This is a genomic window from uncultured Kushneria sp., assembly GCF_947497025.1.
Taxonomy (GTDB): domain Bacteria; phylum Pseudomonadota; class Gammaproteobacteria; order Pseudomonadales; family Halomonadaceae; genus Kushneria.
Window position 1 is genome coordinate 500,819 of record NZ_CANMFC010000002.1, and the last position, 15,823, is coordinate 516,641.

Below are 15,823 nucleotides of genomic sequence, written 5' to 3' on the forward strand. Positions count from 1 at the left end.
GTGATCGTCCATGACAGGCATGCAGTGCAACCCCCTTCATGCTTGAATACTACTGACAAAACATGACATGAACTGCAACGTATAGTTGCTTATGCTGTCCGAGCCTCGGCATTGGCCGGCGGCAATGCAAAATCTTTCGTAGAAAAGAGGATGAAGATAATGACAGATATCGCCAGGCTGCTGGGAGAGGAAGCGGATAGCCTGTTGAACCATACCTGTGCCGGATTCAAGAAAGAGGACCTGCACCTGCCTGGTCCCGATTTCGTTAATCGGGTCATGATGGACAGCAGCCGCTCGCCGCACGTACTGCGTAACATGCAGACCATTTTCAACCATGGTCGACTCGGTGGCACAGGCTACGTCAGCATGCTGCCGGTGGATCAGGGCATCGAGCACTCGGCCGGCGCCTCCTTTGCGCCCAATCCGCAGTACTTTGACCCGAAAAACATCGTTGAGCTGGCCATCGAAGGCGGCTGCAACTGCGTAGCCTCCACGCTGGGCGTGCTGTCTTCGGTCGCGCGTCGCTACGCGCATCGCATCCCGATGATGGTCAAGCTCAACCATAACGAGACGCTGACCTATCCAGCCATCTACGACCAGACGCTGTTCGCGCAGGTCGAGCAGGCACATGACATGGGCTGTGTCGCGGTCGGTGCGACCATCTATTTCGGCTCGCCGGAAAGCCGTCGCCAGATTCAGGAAATCAGCGAAGCGTTTGAGCGCGCGCATGAGCTGGGCATGGTCACCGTACTGTGGTCCTACCTGCGTAACCCCGAGTTCAAGAAGGACGGCACCGACTATCACGTCTCTTCTGACCTCACCAGTCAGGCCGTGCATCTGGCCGCAACCATCAACGCTGACATCGTCAAGCAGAAGCTGCCGGAGAACAACGGTGGCTATCGCGCGGTCGGCTTTGGTCATACGCATGACCGCGTGTATGACGAACTGCTCAGCGACAACCCGATTGACTGGGCGCGCTATCAGGTCGTCAACAGCTTCATGGGTCGTGCCGGCCTGATCAACTCTGGCGGCGGCTCCAAGGGCCATTCCGACATGGGTGAAGCGGTACGTACCGCCGTCATCAACAAGCGTGCCGGCGGCATGGGCCTGATTTCCGGACGCAAGGCGTTCCAGAAGCCGCGTGATGAGGGTGTTGCCCTGTTGAATGCGATTCAGGACGTCTATCTCGACAAGAGTGTCACCATCGCCTGATCGGCATGTTCTGATGCTTGAAACGCAAAAGGGCCCGGCAATTGCCGGGCCCTTTCTTTTGTCCTCGAACATCAATCCCTGGAACAGGATCGGCTCGAAGCGTCCCGGACGACGCTGGCCGCCCGGGCGCTGACGGAGGGTTACGCCTTGAGCATCTGCTCGGCGCGCTCGACAACCTTCTCGACGGTGAAGCCGAAGTGCTTGAACAGATCACCACCCTTGCCGGATTCGCCGTAGGTGGTCATGCCGAACACGTGGCCGTCCAGACCGACATACTTGTACCAGGTCGACGGAATGGCGGCTTCGATGGCCATGCGATTGCGTACCGACGGCGGCAGCACGGAGTCGCGATAGCCCTGATCCTGCTCATCGAACTTCGTGGTGCAGGGCATGGAGACCACGCGCACCTTCGTACCCTTGCCTTCAATTTCCTTCGCGGCGTCCATCGCCAGACCCACTTCGGAGCCAGTGGCGATCAGGATCAGCTCGGGCTGACCATCGCAGTCACGCAGGATATAGCCGCCGCGACGGATGTTTTTCACCTGCTCGTGATCGCGCGACTGGGCCGGCAGATCCTGACGCGAGAAGATCAGCGCCGTGGGGCCGGTTTCGCGCTCGAGACCTTCCACCCAGGAGGCGGCGGTTTCGGTAGCATCACAGGGGCGCCATGTGGCCAGACCCGGCAGGTTGCGCAGATCGGCGAGCTGCTCGACCGGCTGGTGGGTCGGGCCGTCCTCGCCCAGACCGATGGAGTCGTGGGTAAAGACGTGAATGATGCGCGTGTGCGACAGGGCCGACATGCGAACGGCGTTGTGCATGTACTCCATGAACACCAGGAAAGTGGCGTCATAGGGGATAAAGCCGCCGTGGGTGGCGATGCCGTTGGCGATCGCGCCCATGCCGAATTCACGCACACCGTAGTGCAGGTAGCTGCCGTCGAAGTTGTCCTTGCTGATCGCCTTTGCCCCTTTCCAGAGGGTCAGGTTGGACGGTGCCAGGTCGGCGCTGCCGCCAAACAGTTCGGGCAGATCCGGTGCCAGCTCGTTGAGCACGCCGAGTGAGGCCTTGCGTGAGGCCGTGGTCTCGGATTTTTCCTGTGCGCGCTGGATCAGGGCCTCGCCGTCAAAGTTTTCCGGCAGCTCGCCGTTGTAACGACGCTGAAGCTCTTTGGCGAGTTCCGGATAGGCCTTTTCATAGGCGGCCATGCGCTCCTTGTACTCGTCTTCGAACTGTTGGCCCTTGTCGCTGGCATCCCACGCCTTGTAGAGGTCATCGGGAATTTCAAATGCGCCGTGCTCCCAGCCCAGCTGCTTGCGCGCCGCTTCGACTTCCTCTTCACCCAGTGCGGCACCGTGGCTCTCTTCCTTGCCGGCCTTGTTGGGCGACCCGAAGCCGATCACGGTCTTGCAGATGATCAGGGTCGGCTTGTCGGTGACTTCCTTCGCTTCGCGAATGGCGGCATCGATCTGTTCGGCGTCATGGCCGTCCACGTCACGAATGACGTTCCAGTGATAGGCTTCAAAGCGCTTGGCGGTGTCATCGGAGAACCAGCCGGAGACTTCGCCATCGATCGAGATGCCGTTGTCATCATAAAAGACGGTCAGGTTGCCCAGACCCAGATGGCCGGCCAGCGAGCAGGCCTCGTGGCTGACGCCTTCCATCATGCAACCGTCGCCAGCGAACACCCAGGTGCGGTGGTTGATGATCTCGTGACCATCACGGTTGAACTGTGCCGCCAGCGTGCGCTCGGCGATCGCCATACCGACAGCATTGGCCAGCCCCTGACCCAGCGGCCCGGTGGTGGTTTCGATGCCCGGCGTGTAGCCGTGCTCCGGATGACCGGGGGTTTTGGAGCCGATCTGGCGGAAGTTCTTGAGCTCTTCCAGCGGCAGGTCGTAACCGGTCAGGTGCAGCAGCGAATAGTGCAGCATCGAACCATGACCGTTGGACAGAATGAACCGGTCACGTTCAGCCCAGTCGGGGTTTTTCGGGTTGTGCCTGAGATGATCGTTCCAGAGCACTTCTGCGATGTCAGCCATGCCCATCGGCATGCCCGGGTGGCCGGAGTTGGCCTTTTGCACGGCATCCATCGAAAGCGCACGGATGGCATTGGCGAGGTGACGACGCGAGGTCATATCTTGGTGAACTCCTGCCTGATAGTGGTAGTGAAAGGGGCGCTGGCATCATTGACCGAATGTGAGTGGGCCTTGGCACCAGCGCCCGCATCGATGTCGCACATCTTTATTCGCCAAGAGTAGCTGCATGAAATGGTGATGTCGCCCCCTTGTAATCAAGAAGGGCGTGCCGAAATCGGCACACCAAATCATGAGCCGGCGTCAGCGCGACGCCGATGATAGCGTCATGACTTCATCGAGAATCTGTTCAAAGGCGCTTGCGTCATGCACGAATCGACCCAGAAACATGCCCTGCACGCTGCCTTCAAGGCGTGATAGAAGCCCGGGGCCGGCACTGCCACCGTAGATGACACGCCCGCCACCGTGGCCATCCAGCCAGGCCTGAAGCTTGATACACACGGCACTGATATGTTCACGCGAGGCCGGTTGGCTGGCGCCGATCGCCCAGTGTGGCTCATAGGCCACGATCAGGTCGGTCTCTCTGGGCTGCGGGACGTCAGACAGCGCGCTGTCTATCTGGCGGATGCACTCGCTGGCCGCGGCTTCCGGGTCGCCTTCTTCAATCTCACCCACGCACAGCACGGGAGAGAGTCCGTTCGCCATGGCCTGAGCGGTCTTGGCGGCAATCAGGGTTTCATCTTCATGGAAGTGGCGCCGACGCTCGGCGTGGCCTACCTCGACACAACGACAGCCCATCTCGGCGAGCATGGCGGCGCTGACCTCACCGGTCCAGGCACCGGGCGGCTGATCGGACAGGTTCTGCGCCCCGATTCGGATATCGGTGCCGCGCACGATCTCGAGCACCGGTGACAGCGTCGGAAACGAGGGCATGATGAAAAGCGCTGCATGCCCCTGCGTCACGGCGGGATGCTGACGGGCGATGTCAGTGACCTGACGACACCAGTCCAGCGTTTGCTGATAGCCGAAATACATTTTGAGGCTGGTGCCGATAAGCAGGGGTGCGGCCATGTCTCTCTCCTGTGTTCAGACCGTAAAGGATAGCCTAGAGCACATCTGCCACGGCGCGGATGATCATGGACAGCGAGACAGCGCCGGCATCCGGAGTGCCCTTGCTCTTTTCCGCCAGCGGACGCGCGCGGCCGATTTTCGGCACGAGATCGGCCGTGTCCTTGGCGGCCTGCTCGGCGCGATCTGCTCCGGCCTGCCAGGCCGTGGCCAGATCATCACCGGCCTCGACGCGCTCGCTGAGCACCTCGCTGAAGGGCACCAGCACGTCGACCAGCGTCTTGTCGCCGACCTTCGCCTTGCCAAAGTGCATGATGTTATCGCGGGCATCGCGAACACCCTGGGCGATACGGGCGGCATCGGGTTTTTTCTCGTCGCCGATGGCCATGGCCAGCGAATGCAGTGCCGCGCCCCAAATGGCGCCGGAGGTACCGCCGGCCCGGTCGGCCCAGGCATCACCTGCCATGCGCAGGGTCGTTCCGGCACCGGCACCACGCTCTTTCACCTCGCGGGCCTTTTCGACGGCTGCCTTGCCACCGCGGGCCATGCCGATACCGTGATCGCCGTCGCCGGCCACGGCGTCAATGCGACCGAATTCCTCTTCATTCTCCTCGATCACCTTGTAGGTGGTTTCGAGTGCTGCCAGTACCTTCGCGGCGGCGTCCCTGGATTCATCAGAAGCATCAGGAATGGCGTCCGGGTCCGGGATGTCGAGTTCGGCAGCATCGAGCTGTTCGACCGCCACCACGCTGCCCTTGCTGTAGGCAGGGGTATCGCAGGGCGCGGCCCAGAATTTTTCGAGCTCGTCATCAAGCCAGAACAGCGTCAGCGAGGCACCGGCCATATCGAGGCTGGTGACCAGCTCGCCCACTTCGGGTTCGACAATTTCGAGACCGGCTTCTTTCAGCAGTTGATTGACGCGACGATAGACCACGAACAGCTCTTCATACTTGACTGTCCCCAGACCGTTGAGCAGCACTGAGGCCCGCGCACCCCTTGCACTGCTGACGCCCTCGGGCAGTTCTTCAAGCAGCCGTTTGACCAGCAGTTCGGCCAGCTCGTTGGCGGTGGGAATGTCCTGCTCGCTGATCCCGGGCTCGCCGTGAATGCCCAGGCCTACCGCCATCCTGCCTTCCGGCACATGGAAGAGGGCGTCTTCGGCACCGGGCAGGGTGCAGCCGTCAAAGGCCACGCCAAAGGAGCGAGTGCGCAGGTTGGCTGATTCTGCCGCACGCACCACCTCTTCGAGTGAATAGCCGGCTTCGGCCGCGGCCGCGGCGATCTTGAAGACGGTCAGATCGCCGGCAATGCCGCGCCGCTTTTGAATCTCTTCGAGACTGGCGCTGGAAACGTCGTCGATGACCTTGACCATCTCGCAGGGGATGCCTTCGCTGATCAGGCGATCGCGCGCCTGGCCGAAGTGCAGAACGTCACCGGCATAGTTGCCATAGCTTAGCAATACGCCGGCGCCGTTGTTGGCCGCGCGGGCGACTGTATAAATCTGCTGGGCCGAGGGCGAGGCAAACAGGTTGCCCATGGCGGCGCCGTGCGCCAGACCCTGGCCGACCAGGCCGGCAAAGGCCGGGTAGTGGCCGGAGCCACCGCCGATCACGACCGCAACGGTATTGGGCTCACTTTTCGTGCTGCGTATCACGCCGCCGGGCACCTGGTGCACCCGGTTAGCGTGAGCGGCTACAAAGCCTTCGGTGGCTTCGTCGACAAAGGCAATCGGGTCGTTGAAAAGGCGTGTCATGACGGACGTACTCCTGAAAGGCGAAAATGACCGGGCATCGCACGCCGTCTTCCTGTTGCAGGGGCGTTTGATGCCTCTCTCCCCTTCGCGTGCAGCGCGCACCCGAACAGGAAATTGTCAGAACGATAATATGATCCTGACATGTACATTTGTTAGAAACATTGGGGCTATATTAGCCCTGCAGCCGGTCACTTCGCATGAGACTTTGGTTTTACTATCGCCCTTTGTAGGGGGTGTGTCGGCGTATTTATGCCTAAATGGGTGATATCTTCGGCAGGTGAAAGCGTTTTTCCGAGCTGATGGTACGAACTCGCGGAATTTTTCATATGAATGTGCTTTGTTCATATGATCGACAAGGCGTACGCTATAAAAGTGTCAACGCATACGGTGATAGTTCACCAGGAGAAATCATGACAGCAGAAACCAAAAAGCTTCGGGTCGCACTCGGATGTGATGAAGCCGCTTATGACATGAAGCAGGCCATGGTGGAGCACGTGCGCTCGCTGGGTCACGAGGTCGAGGACTTCGGCACTTTTGATGCCGAGCCGGTGCTTTATCCCGATATCGCCTTTGCCGCCGCGCATGCCGTCAAGGAAGGCCGTGTCGATCGCGCCATCCTGATCTGCGGCACCGGTATTGGCGTTGCCATCTCGGCCAACAAGGTGCCGGGCATTCGTGCTGCGCAGGCGCATGACACCTATTCTGCCGAGCGCGCGCGCAAGAGTAACGATGCGCAGGTATTGACCATGGGCGCTCGTGTGATCGGTGTCGAGCTTGCCAAGAAGATTGCCGAGTCCTTCCTTGAAAGCGAGTTCAGCGGCGGCGGCTCGCAGGCCAAGGTGGATCGCATCACGGCCTACGAGCAGGAACAAAACGGCAAGGCATAATCTCGCTCGAGTGCGCAGGTAACATGATGGGGGCAGTGCGGCGAACCGGCGTACTGCCCCCTTTTTCGAGTGATCCGCTGTCTGTTCCGGGGCATCCGCTGTGACACGGGCGATGCTTGCAGGTATCTTCCCGCCCCCATGACACCAACGCGTCTGATACGGAGATCCCATGAACGAGCGTGCCGATCCTGATATTGCGCTGATGACCGAGATTGCCAGCCGCTATTACATGCAGGGCGAAACCCAGGAGGCGATCGCCGGACGCATGGGCATGTCACGCATCAAGGTGGGGCGTCTGCTCAAGCGCGCCCAGGCCGAAGGCATCGTCGATGTGCGGGTGCGTCATCATCCTTCGGTGGCCGCCGAGATCGAGCAGTCGCTGATCCGCCGATTTGGCATTCGCCGGGCGCTGATCGCACTGGACTGCGCCGATGCCGAGCAGCAGCGTCACGAGGTCTCGAGTCTGGTCGCCGATCATCTTTCACGAACGCTGGAAGATGGCACCATGGTGGCCGTCGGCATGGGGCGCAATGTCGGCACCGTGGCCGATAACGTCTTTACCCAGCGCACCCGCCAGTGCTCGTTCATTTGCGCCATCGGCGGCTCGCTGCGCGCCGGGGAGTACATGAATCCCGATCATATCTGTCGGCGACTGGCAGCAAAATTCGGCGGTGAAAGCGAAACCCTTTATGCGCCGGCCATGGTGGCAAGTCCGGAGCTTCGCGATGCCATGCTGGATAATCCGACCGTGCGCCAGACGCTGGATCGCGCCCGACGCGCCGACATTGCCATGATCGGCGTGGGCGATCTTTCCGAGGACAGCAACATGGTGCGCATGGGCTGGTTTTCGCCGCAGGAGATTGCCGAGGCACGTCTGTCCGGTACGGTCGGCGACATGATGGGCTATGACTTCATCGATCTGAACGGACGGGCCTCCACCACGCCCATGCAGGGTCGCGTGATCGGGCTGACCATCCCGGATCTGGCGCGCATTCCCGAGGTCATCGCGATTGCCAGCGAAAGCACCAAGGCCGCCGGCATTCTCGGTGCGCTGCGCACCGGCGTGATCGACGTGCTCGCCACCAGCGCCACCAATGCGCACACCCTTTTGCATCTGGATGAGGCGACCCGCACCAGAGACGAGGATTAATTCCTCGTCTGGCCCATCACCATTCTTTCCTTCCAGTGGCGTTAGCTCTCAGTCGCCATCAAGGCGATGAATACGAAATGCTGACGTTTATCGACGGCGTCTCGTGACGCCCGTCTGTCTCCGAATCACCTGTACCGATGTTCCTTTCCTGCAGAAATGTTCGCATCCCGTGCGCCTGTTCCGGCGGATAACTTTAGTCGCAGGATTGGTTATTCGTTCACTTTATTTCTTTTCATTTCATAATGTTAAAAACGTTAAGCATAAAGTCTTAGCGCTGCATCAGGGCCTGGGCATTGCAGTTTAAAGGGGGCATGGCGTTAATACATTTGAACGAAGCCAGGGCAAATGATTCGGGGCGGGTCTCGTCAAGTCAGTGCCCGTAAGACCTGAAGATCCTTATAAATACCTGCCTTTGCAGCGGAGACCGGTTTGATATGACAGCAGATGCCAGTACCCATGCACGTCCACCCGCTCGTAAAAAATATGGCCGTGCCATCACGGCGGCGGTGGTTCTGGTCGTGGTTGCCGCCATGGCCTGGGATACGCACGTGGTCGAGCAGGGCGCGCAGTCCGATGCCCAGAGCGGACAGTTTTCGGCCGAGCGCTATGGGCAGGAGCAGTTCCCGCAGATTGTGCAAAGCGTTGAATCGCGTGCTGTTGAGGCGCCGGAACTGGCCCGTGCGCTGAATGATGATGCCAGCGCTGCCGGTGAGCGCTATGGCGTGGCCAGCAGCATTGGCCCGATCTTCCCGGTGCATTTCACCGGCACGGTGGGCGAGGGCAAGTCGGGTATCTACACGATCGAGATCCCCGACATGCCTGAAGGCACCCGGGTGCGGGTACAGACAGGACCGGCGATCAACGGCACCACACTGCGCGATGCCACCGGCGAGATCAGCTTTGGCCAGTTCACCAATCAGATCGAGTATCAAAACGCGGGCGCGGCCATCAACAATGCCATGAAGGCTGCGGTACTCGAAGGGGTGGATACCGCAGCCCTGAGCGGCAGGACCGTTGAAGTCACCGGTGTGTTTCAGATGATCAATCCCAAAAACTGGCTGGTCACTCCGGTGGCTCTCGATGTGCAGTAAGGCCGGGCGGGAACAGGAGTGCATGCCATGAGCAGCGAAGAGAGTGTCATGGAAAGGCCGACGAGGTCGGGCAGCGAGACGGGGGAGGTCGTGCTGTCGGCGCGCAACGTGGCCAAGTCCTTTGGCAGCGTGCACGCGCTCAAAAGCGTCAATTTCGATATTCGCCGCGGGCAGGTCACCACCCTTTTTGGTGAAAACGGTGCGGGTAAATCGACGCTGATGAAAATTCTTTCTGGCGTGATTCAGCCCAGCGCCGGCGAGATTGTGCTGGACGGAGAGCCGGTGCGGTTTTCTTCCACCGTGGATGCCCAGCGCCATGGTATTTCGATCATCCATCAGGAGCTGAGTCTGGCGCCCAACATGAATGTGCGTGACAACATTTTCATGGGCCGCGAGCTGGGCGGGCCGGGTGGTGTGGATTACGCCGAAGAGGCGCGTGAAACCGAGCGGCTGATGGCCGAGCTGGATGAGCCCATCGGTCCGCTGACGCTGGTGGAGGATCTGCGTCTGGGGCAGCAGCAGATTGTCGAGATTGCGCGCGCGCTGTCGGTCAATTCGCGCATTCTGATCATGGATGAGCCCACCTCGGCGCTGTCGGCTTCGGAAGTCGAAGTGCTGTTTCGAGTCATCGAAGACCTGAAAAGCCGGGGCGTGTCGATCGTCTATATCTCGCACCATCTGGAAGAGGCGCTGACCATTACCGATCACGCCGTGGTGCTGCGTGATGGGGCAATGACCGCCTGGGCCGAGCGCAGCGAAATCGATCTTGAATGGATTGTGCGCCACATGGTGGGCGACAACTTCGATCTGGGCTCGCCGCCGACCGGCCATACGATGGGCGAGGTGGCGCTGTCGTTCGAGAACGTCAGCGTGGCGGATGTCGCCGTGCCGGAGCGTTCGGTGGTGGATCGTCTGTCGCTTGCGGTACGCGCCGGGGAAATCGTGTGTATCTACGGCCTGATGGGCGCCGGGCGCACGGAGCTTCTGGAATGCGCTGCCGGGCGTGTATCGGCCAGCGAGGGTCGGATCATGCTGGAAGGCGAGGATATCTCGAGTCTGAGCATCGCCGAGCGTATCGAGCGTGGGCTGGTGCTGGTCCCCGAGGACCGCCAGCGTGATGGCCTGGTCCAGACCATGGCGGTCGGTGAAAACCTGTCGCTGGCCAGCATCGGTGCCTTTACCCGTGGCCTTTTGACCTCGCGCGGCCGCGAGCAGGCCGTCATCGAGGCGTCGATCCGCAACGTGCACATCAAGACCGACGGGGGGGCGGCCGGCATCGGCTCGCTCTCCGGCGGCAATCAACAGAAGGTGGTCATCGGCAAGATGCTGGCGACCCATCCACGTGTGGTGCTGCTGGATGAGCCCAGCCGCGGTATCGATATCGGCGCCAAGGCCGAGGTGTTCCGGCTGCTGGCCGAGGGCGCGTCAAACGGGCTGGCGGTCATCTACTCGACCTCGGAGGTTGGAGAGTGTCTGAGTGTGGCGCATCGGATTGTGGTGATGAGCCGCGGCCGCATCAGCGCAGAGTTCGGGGCCGATGTGACCCGGGAAGAGATCATGGCTGCCTCCGGAGAATCCGCCGAAGGCTGAAATACGTGTTATAGCAGGGATCACTACCATGTCCGATGTTCAACAGGGTGCTTCATCCGCCAACGCCTCCTCTCCGCGCTCGGCGTCAGGTCGCAGCGGCGGGTTTGATCTGGGGCGCATTCTTCTTGAGGGGCGAGCCTTTTTTGCCCTGATCGCCATCATCATCATCTTTTCGATCCTGTCGCCGGTCTATTTTTCGACCAATAACTTTTTGACCATGTCGTCCCACGTGGCCATCTTCGGACTGCTTTCGATCGGCATGCTGCTGGTCATCCTGACCGGCGGTATCGATCTGTCGGTGGGCTCGACCATGGGACTTTGTGGGGTCATGGCGGGCTTTTTGATGCAGGGGGTGTCGGTAGATGCCTTCGGCGTGACGCTCTATCCGCCGGTCTGGGCGGTCGTGGTGCTGACCTGCGTGCTGGGTGCCTTCGTGGGCATGATCAACGGTGTGCTGGTGTCGATCTTTCGAGTGCCGGCCTTTGTCGCGACGCTGGGCACGCTCTATGTGGCGCGGGGCGCTGCGCTGTTGATGACCGATGGCCTGACCTACAACAATCTGGGCGGCAACCCGGAGTTTGGCAATACGGGCTTTGACTGGCTGGGCTTCAACCGGCTGTTCGGGGTGCCGGTAGGTGTGTTGATCTTCGCGGCGGTGGCGATTGCCTGCATGTTTGCACTCAACCGTACGCCCTTTGGGCGCTGGGTCTACGCCACTGGTGGCAACGCACGGGCTGCGGAGCTTTCCGGGGTGCCGGTCAAGCGGGTGCAGGTGTGGGTGTATGTGCTGTCCGGGGTGTGTGCTGCCATCGCGGGGCTGGTGCTCTCCTCTCAGCTGACCTCGGCCGGGCCGACAGCCGGTACGACCTATGAGCTGACCGCGATTGCCGGGGTGGTGATCGGCGGTGCGGCACTGACCGGGGGGCGCGGTAACGTACGCGGTACGCTGTTGGGCGCGTTCGTGATCGGGTTTCTCTCCGATGGGCTGGTCATCATCGGGGTTTCCTCCTACTGGCAGACCGTGTTCATGGGTGCGGTGATCGTGCTGGCAGTGCTTTTGAACAGCATTCAGTACAAGCCTCGCAAAAAGCGTGCTGCCAGTACCGAGCATCAGAAGGCTTCACCGTCGTCCGGGACAGCGTAAGCCGGCTCGGGCGGTATCGAAAGACCGGTTCGCCGGTACATCAACTGTCAAGGCAAGGGGAAACATCATGTTGAGAAAGGGAAAACGTCTTTTAATGGCGGGCCTGGCCATCGGCGCCATGGTGGTCGGGGGAAGCGCACTGGCCCAGGATCAACAGAAGGGATTGATCTCGATCATCGTCAATGACACCTCCAATCCGTACTGGCTGACGGAAGGTCAGATTGCCCGCCAAACGGCCGAAGAGATGGGTTACAGCGCCAACGTCAGCGCCCACAAGGGCGATACCAACGCTGAAAGCCGCCAGGTGGATACTGCGATCACCAACCAGGCGAAAGCGATCATTCTTGATCCGGCCAACGCTGATGGCTCGGTAGGCGCGGTTAAAAAGGCGGTCAACGCCGGCATTCCGGTCTTTATCGTCAATGCCGAGATCAACCAGCAGGGGCTGGCGAAGGCCCAGCTGGTGTCCAATAACGCTCAGGGGGCGGCACTGGGCGCGCAGCAGTGGGTCGAGGCCGTGGGCGACAGCGCCCGCTATGTCGAGCTCAAGGGGGCGCCTTCTGACAATAACGCTGCCACCCGCTCCAATGGCTATCAGACCGTGTTGACCCAGTATCCGGACTTCGAGCTGGTCGCGTCCGACGTGGCCAACTGGGACCGTACTCAGGGCTACAACAAGACTCAGAGCATGTTGCAGGCCAATCCGGACATTCAGGGGCTGATCAGCGGTAACGACGAGATGGCGCTGGGCGCCATCGCCGCTCTGCGCGAGTCGGGCAAGCTCAAGGATGTCGTGGTCGGCGGTTTTGACGGCTCGCCGGATGCGGTGCAGGCGGTCAAGGATGGTGATATGGCCTATACCGTACTGCAGCCGGTGGCCGTGTTTTCAAAGCGCGCCGTGGAACTGGCCGATCAGTTCATTCGTACCGGGGAGACCGGTCTGAACGGTGAAAAGCAGCTTTTTGACTGCCTGCTGATCACGCCCGAAAATGTTGACCAGGTCACCTCACCCTTCGTGTTGGAACAGTAAGCGTCAACATTGTGTTCTGGACCGGAACCAAAGCCGCCTTTTATGGCGGCTTTTTTTGTTGATGCTGACCTGTGTCAGGAAAAAGCCGGGCCAGCGATTGTTCAAATGTTCAATAATTGATCGTTCAATACACGTTTTATGTCATGACAATCGAATGAGACATTCGTCGTTAGGCTTCTTAAAAAAGCGCCTTTAATCAAATACCTATAGCTTATTGTGCTAAAGTCTAAGGCTTGCAGGGCGGTCATTTGATTGACCCGCTGCTGCTTGCAGCGTTATTTCATTTGTCCATGGCAGGAACAAATGATGCTTGCAGCCCGCAACGAGGTGATCATGTCTGACACGCTGACGCAGAACAACGTCTCCCAGCACGAGATTCCCAAAACCATGCACGCCGTGGTGGCCTATGGCCCTGGCGATTATCGCTATGAGGAGGTGCCGGTCCCTGAGCTCGACAATGATCGCGAGATTCTGGTCAAGGTCGAGGGCTGTGGCATCTGTGCCGGCGATATCAAGTCCTTTGACGGCGCGCCGAGTTTCTGGGGGGATGAGTATCAGCCGGCCTACATCAAGGCGCCGATGATTCCGGGTCACGAGTTTATCGGTCGGGTGGTGAAGGTTGGCGATGCCGTCAAGGACTACAAGCCCGGTGATCGCGTGATCTCTGAGCAGATTGTCCCCTGCTGGGATTGCCGCTTTTGCAACCGCGGCCAGTACTGGATGTGCGAAAAGCATGACCTCTACGGTTTCCAGAATAACGTGAACGGCGGCATGGCCGAGTACATGAAGTTCACGAAGGAGGCGATCAACTACCATGTGCCCGAAGAGCTGCCGTTGGAAAAGGCCATCCTGATCGAGCCCTATGCCTGTTCTCTGCACGCCGTACAGCGCGCCAGAATCGAGCTGGGGGATGTGGTCGTGCTCTCGGGCGCTGGCACTCTGGGGCTTGGCATGGTGGGTGCCGCCAAAAAGGCCGGGGCCGAAAAACTGATCGTACTGGATCTTTTTGACGAGCGTCTGGAGCTGGCCAAAAAATTTGGCGCCGATATGGTGCTCAATCCCAAAAACGACGACGTGGTGTCGATCATCAAGGAGATGACCGGCGGCTACGGTTGCGATGTTTATATCGAAGCTACGGGGCATCCAAAGTCGGTCGAACAGGGGCTCTCGATGATTCGAAAGCTCGGCCGCTTCGTCGAGTTCAGCGTCTTCAAGGATCCGGTAAGCGTGGACTGGAGCATCATCTCCGATCGCAAGGAGCTGGACGTGCTGGGTTCGCATCTGGGGCCGTACTGCTATCCGCTGGTGATCGAGGGCATCAAGAACGGCGACTTCCCCACCGAGGGGGTCGTGACCCACAAAATGCCGCTGGAAAAGTTCGAGGAAGGCTTTGAGCTCATGACCAACGGGGCGAAGTCACTGAAGATCGTACTGGTTCCCTGAGTGCAGATTCGAGACAGCGCGGCCGCCATGCCGCGCTGTTTTTTTATGCGCGTACTTCCGGATCAAATCCATACAGCCTACGGAAACTGTCATGTCCACCAAAGCGGTTGCGAGTGAGGCGGGGGAGAGCCGTCTTGACCGTGTGGGGATTCCCCACAGCCTGCGCTGGGGCTTTCTCGGCGTCCTGATTTTCATGACCGGTAACGGTGTCGAGTCCAACTTTATCGCGCCCCACATGAGCAGCGCGCTCGGAGCGGCGGGGGCGCCGCTGGTACCGACCATCATTGCCATGTACAGCCTGGCGGTTCTGATTGCGTCCTATCTGTCCGGCGCGCTGGCGGATCTGTTTGGTCCACGCCGCGTCATGCTGCTGGGCTTTGGCGTCTGGGTCGTATTCGAGATTCTTTTTTTGCTCGCTCTGAGCATCGATTCAGTATCGCTGGTCTTTTTAAGCTATTTCTTTCGCGGCTTTGGTTTTCCGCTGTTCGCCTTTGCCTTTCTGGTCTGGATCAACGCCGTATCGCCACGCCGGCGCAATGGGGCCGCGGTGGGCTGGTTCTACGTGATGTTCACCGGGGGGCTGCCGACGCTGGGCTCGCTTTTTGCGGTTCTCGCCATTCCCGCCTTTGGCGGCGGCCGTTTGGGGGAAGCGGCCACCATGTGGGCTTCCCTGGGGTTGGTAACACTCGGATTTATGCTGGCCTGGTTTGGCGTACGTGAGCCTACCGGCCGCTTGCGGCTGGCCCCCGAGGACGAATCTGCCCTTGATGTCATGACCAGTGGCCTGCGCCTGACCTTTCGCGAACCGAAAGTGGCGATGGGCTTTCTGGTGCGCCTGATCAACACGGCGCCGGAATTTGGCATGTTCGTCATCCTGCCTTCGGTCATTGCTGATGAGATGGGTTGGGGGCAGTCGCGCTGGCTGGTGATGACCTCGGTGGTTTACGCCGGCAACATTTTATTCAACGCCGCTTTCGGCGCGCTGGGTGATAAGTGGGGCTGGACGCGCACAGTGCGCTGGTTTGGCGTGGTGGGCTCTGCTGCAGGGCTCTTGCTGTGGTGGTATGTGCCGCACATGGTGCCGGCAGGCTCCGACTGGGGCTATTTTGCCTCACTTGTTGCCGGCACCGTGTTCGGCATCATGCTGGCCGGTTTCGTGCCGATGGGCGCGATCATGCCCGCACTGGTACCCGCCCACAAGGGGGCGGCGATGGCGATGTATACCACGGCTGCCGGTGGTGCCATCTTCCTGGGGACCGGCGTGGTGGCAGTCATGCAGCCACTGGTCGGCAATACCGGCGTGGTCTGGACCTTCGTGGGGCTCTACGCCTGTGCCTTTGTGATGCTGCACTGGCTGAAGGTGGATCAAAGTGATAATGCCGAACAGCGAGAGACCGGATAAACGTTTCATTGGCGGGAGAT

At 60.2% G+C, this 15,823-nt stretch carries 12 protein-coding genes; 9 read left to right on the forward strand and 3 right to left on the reverse strand.

The genetic code is table 11. The annotated features are described in order from the left end of the window. The first annotated feature begins 159 nt into the window (after nt 1-159). Nucleotides 160-1,212, forward strand: coding sequence for a class I fructose-bisphosphate aldolase (locus Q0931_RS05625; RefSeq protein WP_299258110.1), 1,053 nt, complete (start codon nt 160-162; stop codon nt 1,210-1,212). A 140-nt stretch (nt 1,213-1,352) separates the two neighbouring features. Here Q0931_RS05625 and tkt read toward each other — a convergent pair whose 3' ends face one another. The 3 genes from tkt to Q0931_RS05640 form a co-directional block, all read right to left on the reverse strand. Beyond that, nucleotides 1,353-3,347 carry a transketolase gene (tkt, locus tag Q0931_RS05630; protein ID WP_299258112.1) on the reverse strand — a complete coding sequence of 665 codons (1,995 nt, stop codon included), beginning with the start codon at nt 3,345-3,347 and terminating at the stop codon, nt 1,353-1,355. A 201-nt stretch (nt 3,348-3,548) separates the two neighbouring features. Next, nucleotides 3,549-4,316 (reverse strand): triose-phosphate isomerase family protein, encoded by a 768-nt coding sequence (locus Q0931_RS05635; RefSeq protein WP_299258114.1) that lies wholly within the window; start codon nt 4,314-4,316, stop codon nt 3,549-3,551. A 34-nt stretch (nt 4,317-4,350) separates the two neighbouring features. Further along, nucleotides 4,351-6,066 carry a dihydroxyacetone kinase family protein gene (locus tag Q0931_RS05640; protein WP_299258116.1) on the reverse strand — a complete coding sequence of 572 codons (1,716 nt, stop codon included), beginning with the start codon at nt 6,064-6,066 and terminating at the stop codon, nt 4,351-4,353. 410 nt (nt 6,067-6,476) lie between these two features. Here Q0931_RS05640 and rpiB point away from each other — a divergent pair, with 410 nt between their 5' ends. From rpiB to Q0931_RS05680, 8 genes are all read left to right on the forward strand, one after another. Then, the gene (rpiB, locus tag Q0931_RS05645) at nt 6,477-6,953 is read left to right on the forward strand and encodes a ribose 5-phosphate isomerase B (RefSeq protein WP_299258118.1); all 477 of its coding nucleotides are present in this window, start codon (nt 6,477-6,479) and stop codon (nt 6,951-6,953) included. Nucleotides 6,954-7,122: 169 nt separating this feature from the next. Then, complete coding sequence (locus Q0931_RS05650; RefSeq protein WP_299258120.1) at nt 7,123-8,103, forward strand: sugar-binding transcriptional regulator; 981 nt, start codon at nt 7,123-7,125, stop codon at nt 8,101-8,103. Between the two features lie 434 nt (nt 8,104-8,537). After that, nucleotides 8,538-9,194 carry a DUF2291 family protein gene (locus tag Q0931_RS05655; protein WP_299258122.1) on the forward strand — a complete coding sequence of 219 codons (657 nt, stop codon included), beginning with the start codon at nt 8,538-8,540 and terminating at the stop codon, nt 9,192-9,194. Nucleotides 9,195-9,221: 27 nt separating this feature from the next. Then, complete coding sequence (locus tag Q0931_RS05660) at nt 9,222-10,784, forward strand: sugar ABC transporter ATP-binding protein (RefSeq protein ID WP_299258124.1); 1,563 nt, start codon at nt 9,222-9,224, stop codon at nt 10,782-10,784. A gap of 28 nt (nt 10,785-10,812) precedes the next feature. Next, complete coding sequence (locus Q0931_RS05665; protein WP_299258126.1) at nt 10,813-11,928, forward strand: ABC transporter permease; 1,116 nt, start codon at nt 10,813-10,815, stop codon at nt 11,926-11,928. A 67-nt stretch (nt 11,929-11,995) separates the two neighbouring features. Continuing rightward, nucleotides 11,996-12,958, forward strand: a complete 963-nt coding sequence (locus Q0931_RS05670; RefSeq protein ID WP_299258127.1) for a D-ribose ABC transporter substrate-binding protein — start codon at nt 11,996-11,998, stop codon at nt 12,956-12,958. 333 nt (nt 12,959-13,291) lie between these two features. Next, complete coding sequence (locus Q0931_RS05675; protein ID WP_299258129.1) at nt 13,292-14,401, forward strand: alcohol dehydrogenase catalytic domain-containing protein; 1,110 nt, start codon at nt 13,292-13,294, stop codon at nt 14,399-14,401. A 91-nt stretch (nt 14,402-14,492) separates the two neighbouring features. Beyond that, nucleotides 14,493-15,803: an MFS transporter gene (locus tag Q0931_RS05680; protein ID WP_299258131.1), complete on the forward strand. Its 1,311-nt coding sequence runs from the start codon at nt 14,493-14,495 to the stop codon at nt 15,801-15,803. Nucleotides 15,804-15,823 lie beyond the last annotated feature (20 nt).

Coding starts and splice junctions, on each gene's coding strand:
- Q0931_RS05660 (WP_299258124.1), top strand. CDS start 9,222: ATGAGCAGCGAAGAGAGTGTCATGGAAAGGCCGACGAGGTCGGGCAGC.
- rpiB (WP_299258118.1), top strand. CDS start 6,477: ATGACAGCAGAAACCAAAAAGCTTCGGGTCGCACTCGGATGTGATGAA.
- Q0931_RS05680 (WP_299258131.1), top strand. CDS start 14,493: ATGTCCACCAAAGCGGTTGCGAGTGAGGCGGGGGAGAGCCGTCTTGAC.
- tkt (WP_299258112.1), bottom strand. CDS start 3,347: ATGACCTCGCGTCGTCACCTCGCCAATGCCATCCGTGCGCTTTCGATG.
- Q0931_RS05655 (WP_299258122.1), top strand. CDS start 8,538: ATGACAGCAGATGCCAGTACCCATGCACGTCCACCCGCTCGTAAAAAA.
- Q0931_RS05635 (WP_299258114.1), bottom strand. CDS start 4,316: ATGGCCGCACCCCTGCTTATCGGCACCAGCCTCAAAATGTATTTCGGC.
- Q0931_RS05650 (WP_299258120.1), top strand. CDS start 7,123: ATGAACGAGCGTGCCGATCCTGATATTGCGCTGATGACCGAGATTGCC.
- Q0931_RS05625 (WP_299258110.1), top strand. CDS start 160: ATGACAGATATCGCCAGGCTGCTGGGAGAGGAAGCGGATAGCCTGTTG.
- Q0931_RS05675 (WP_299258129.1), top strand. CDS start 13,292: ATGTCTGACACGCTGACGCAGAACAACGTCTCCCAGCACGAGATTCCC.
- Q0931_RS05665 (WP_299258126.1), top strand. CDS start 10,813: ATGTCCGATGTTCAACAGGGTGCTTCATCCGCCAACGCCTCCTCTCCG.
- Q0931_RS05670 (WP_299258127.1), top strand. CDS start 11,996: ATGTTGAGAAAGGGAAAACGTCTTTTAATGGCGGGCCTGGCCATCGGC.
- Q0931_RS05640 (WP_299258116.1), bottom strand. CDS start 6,066: ATGACACGCCTTTTCAACGACCCGATTGCCTTTGTCGACGAAGCCACC.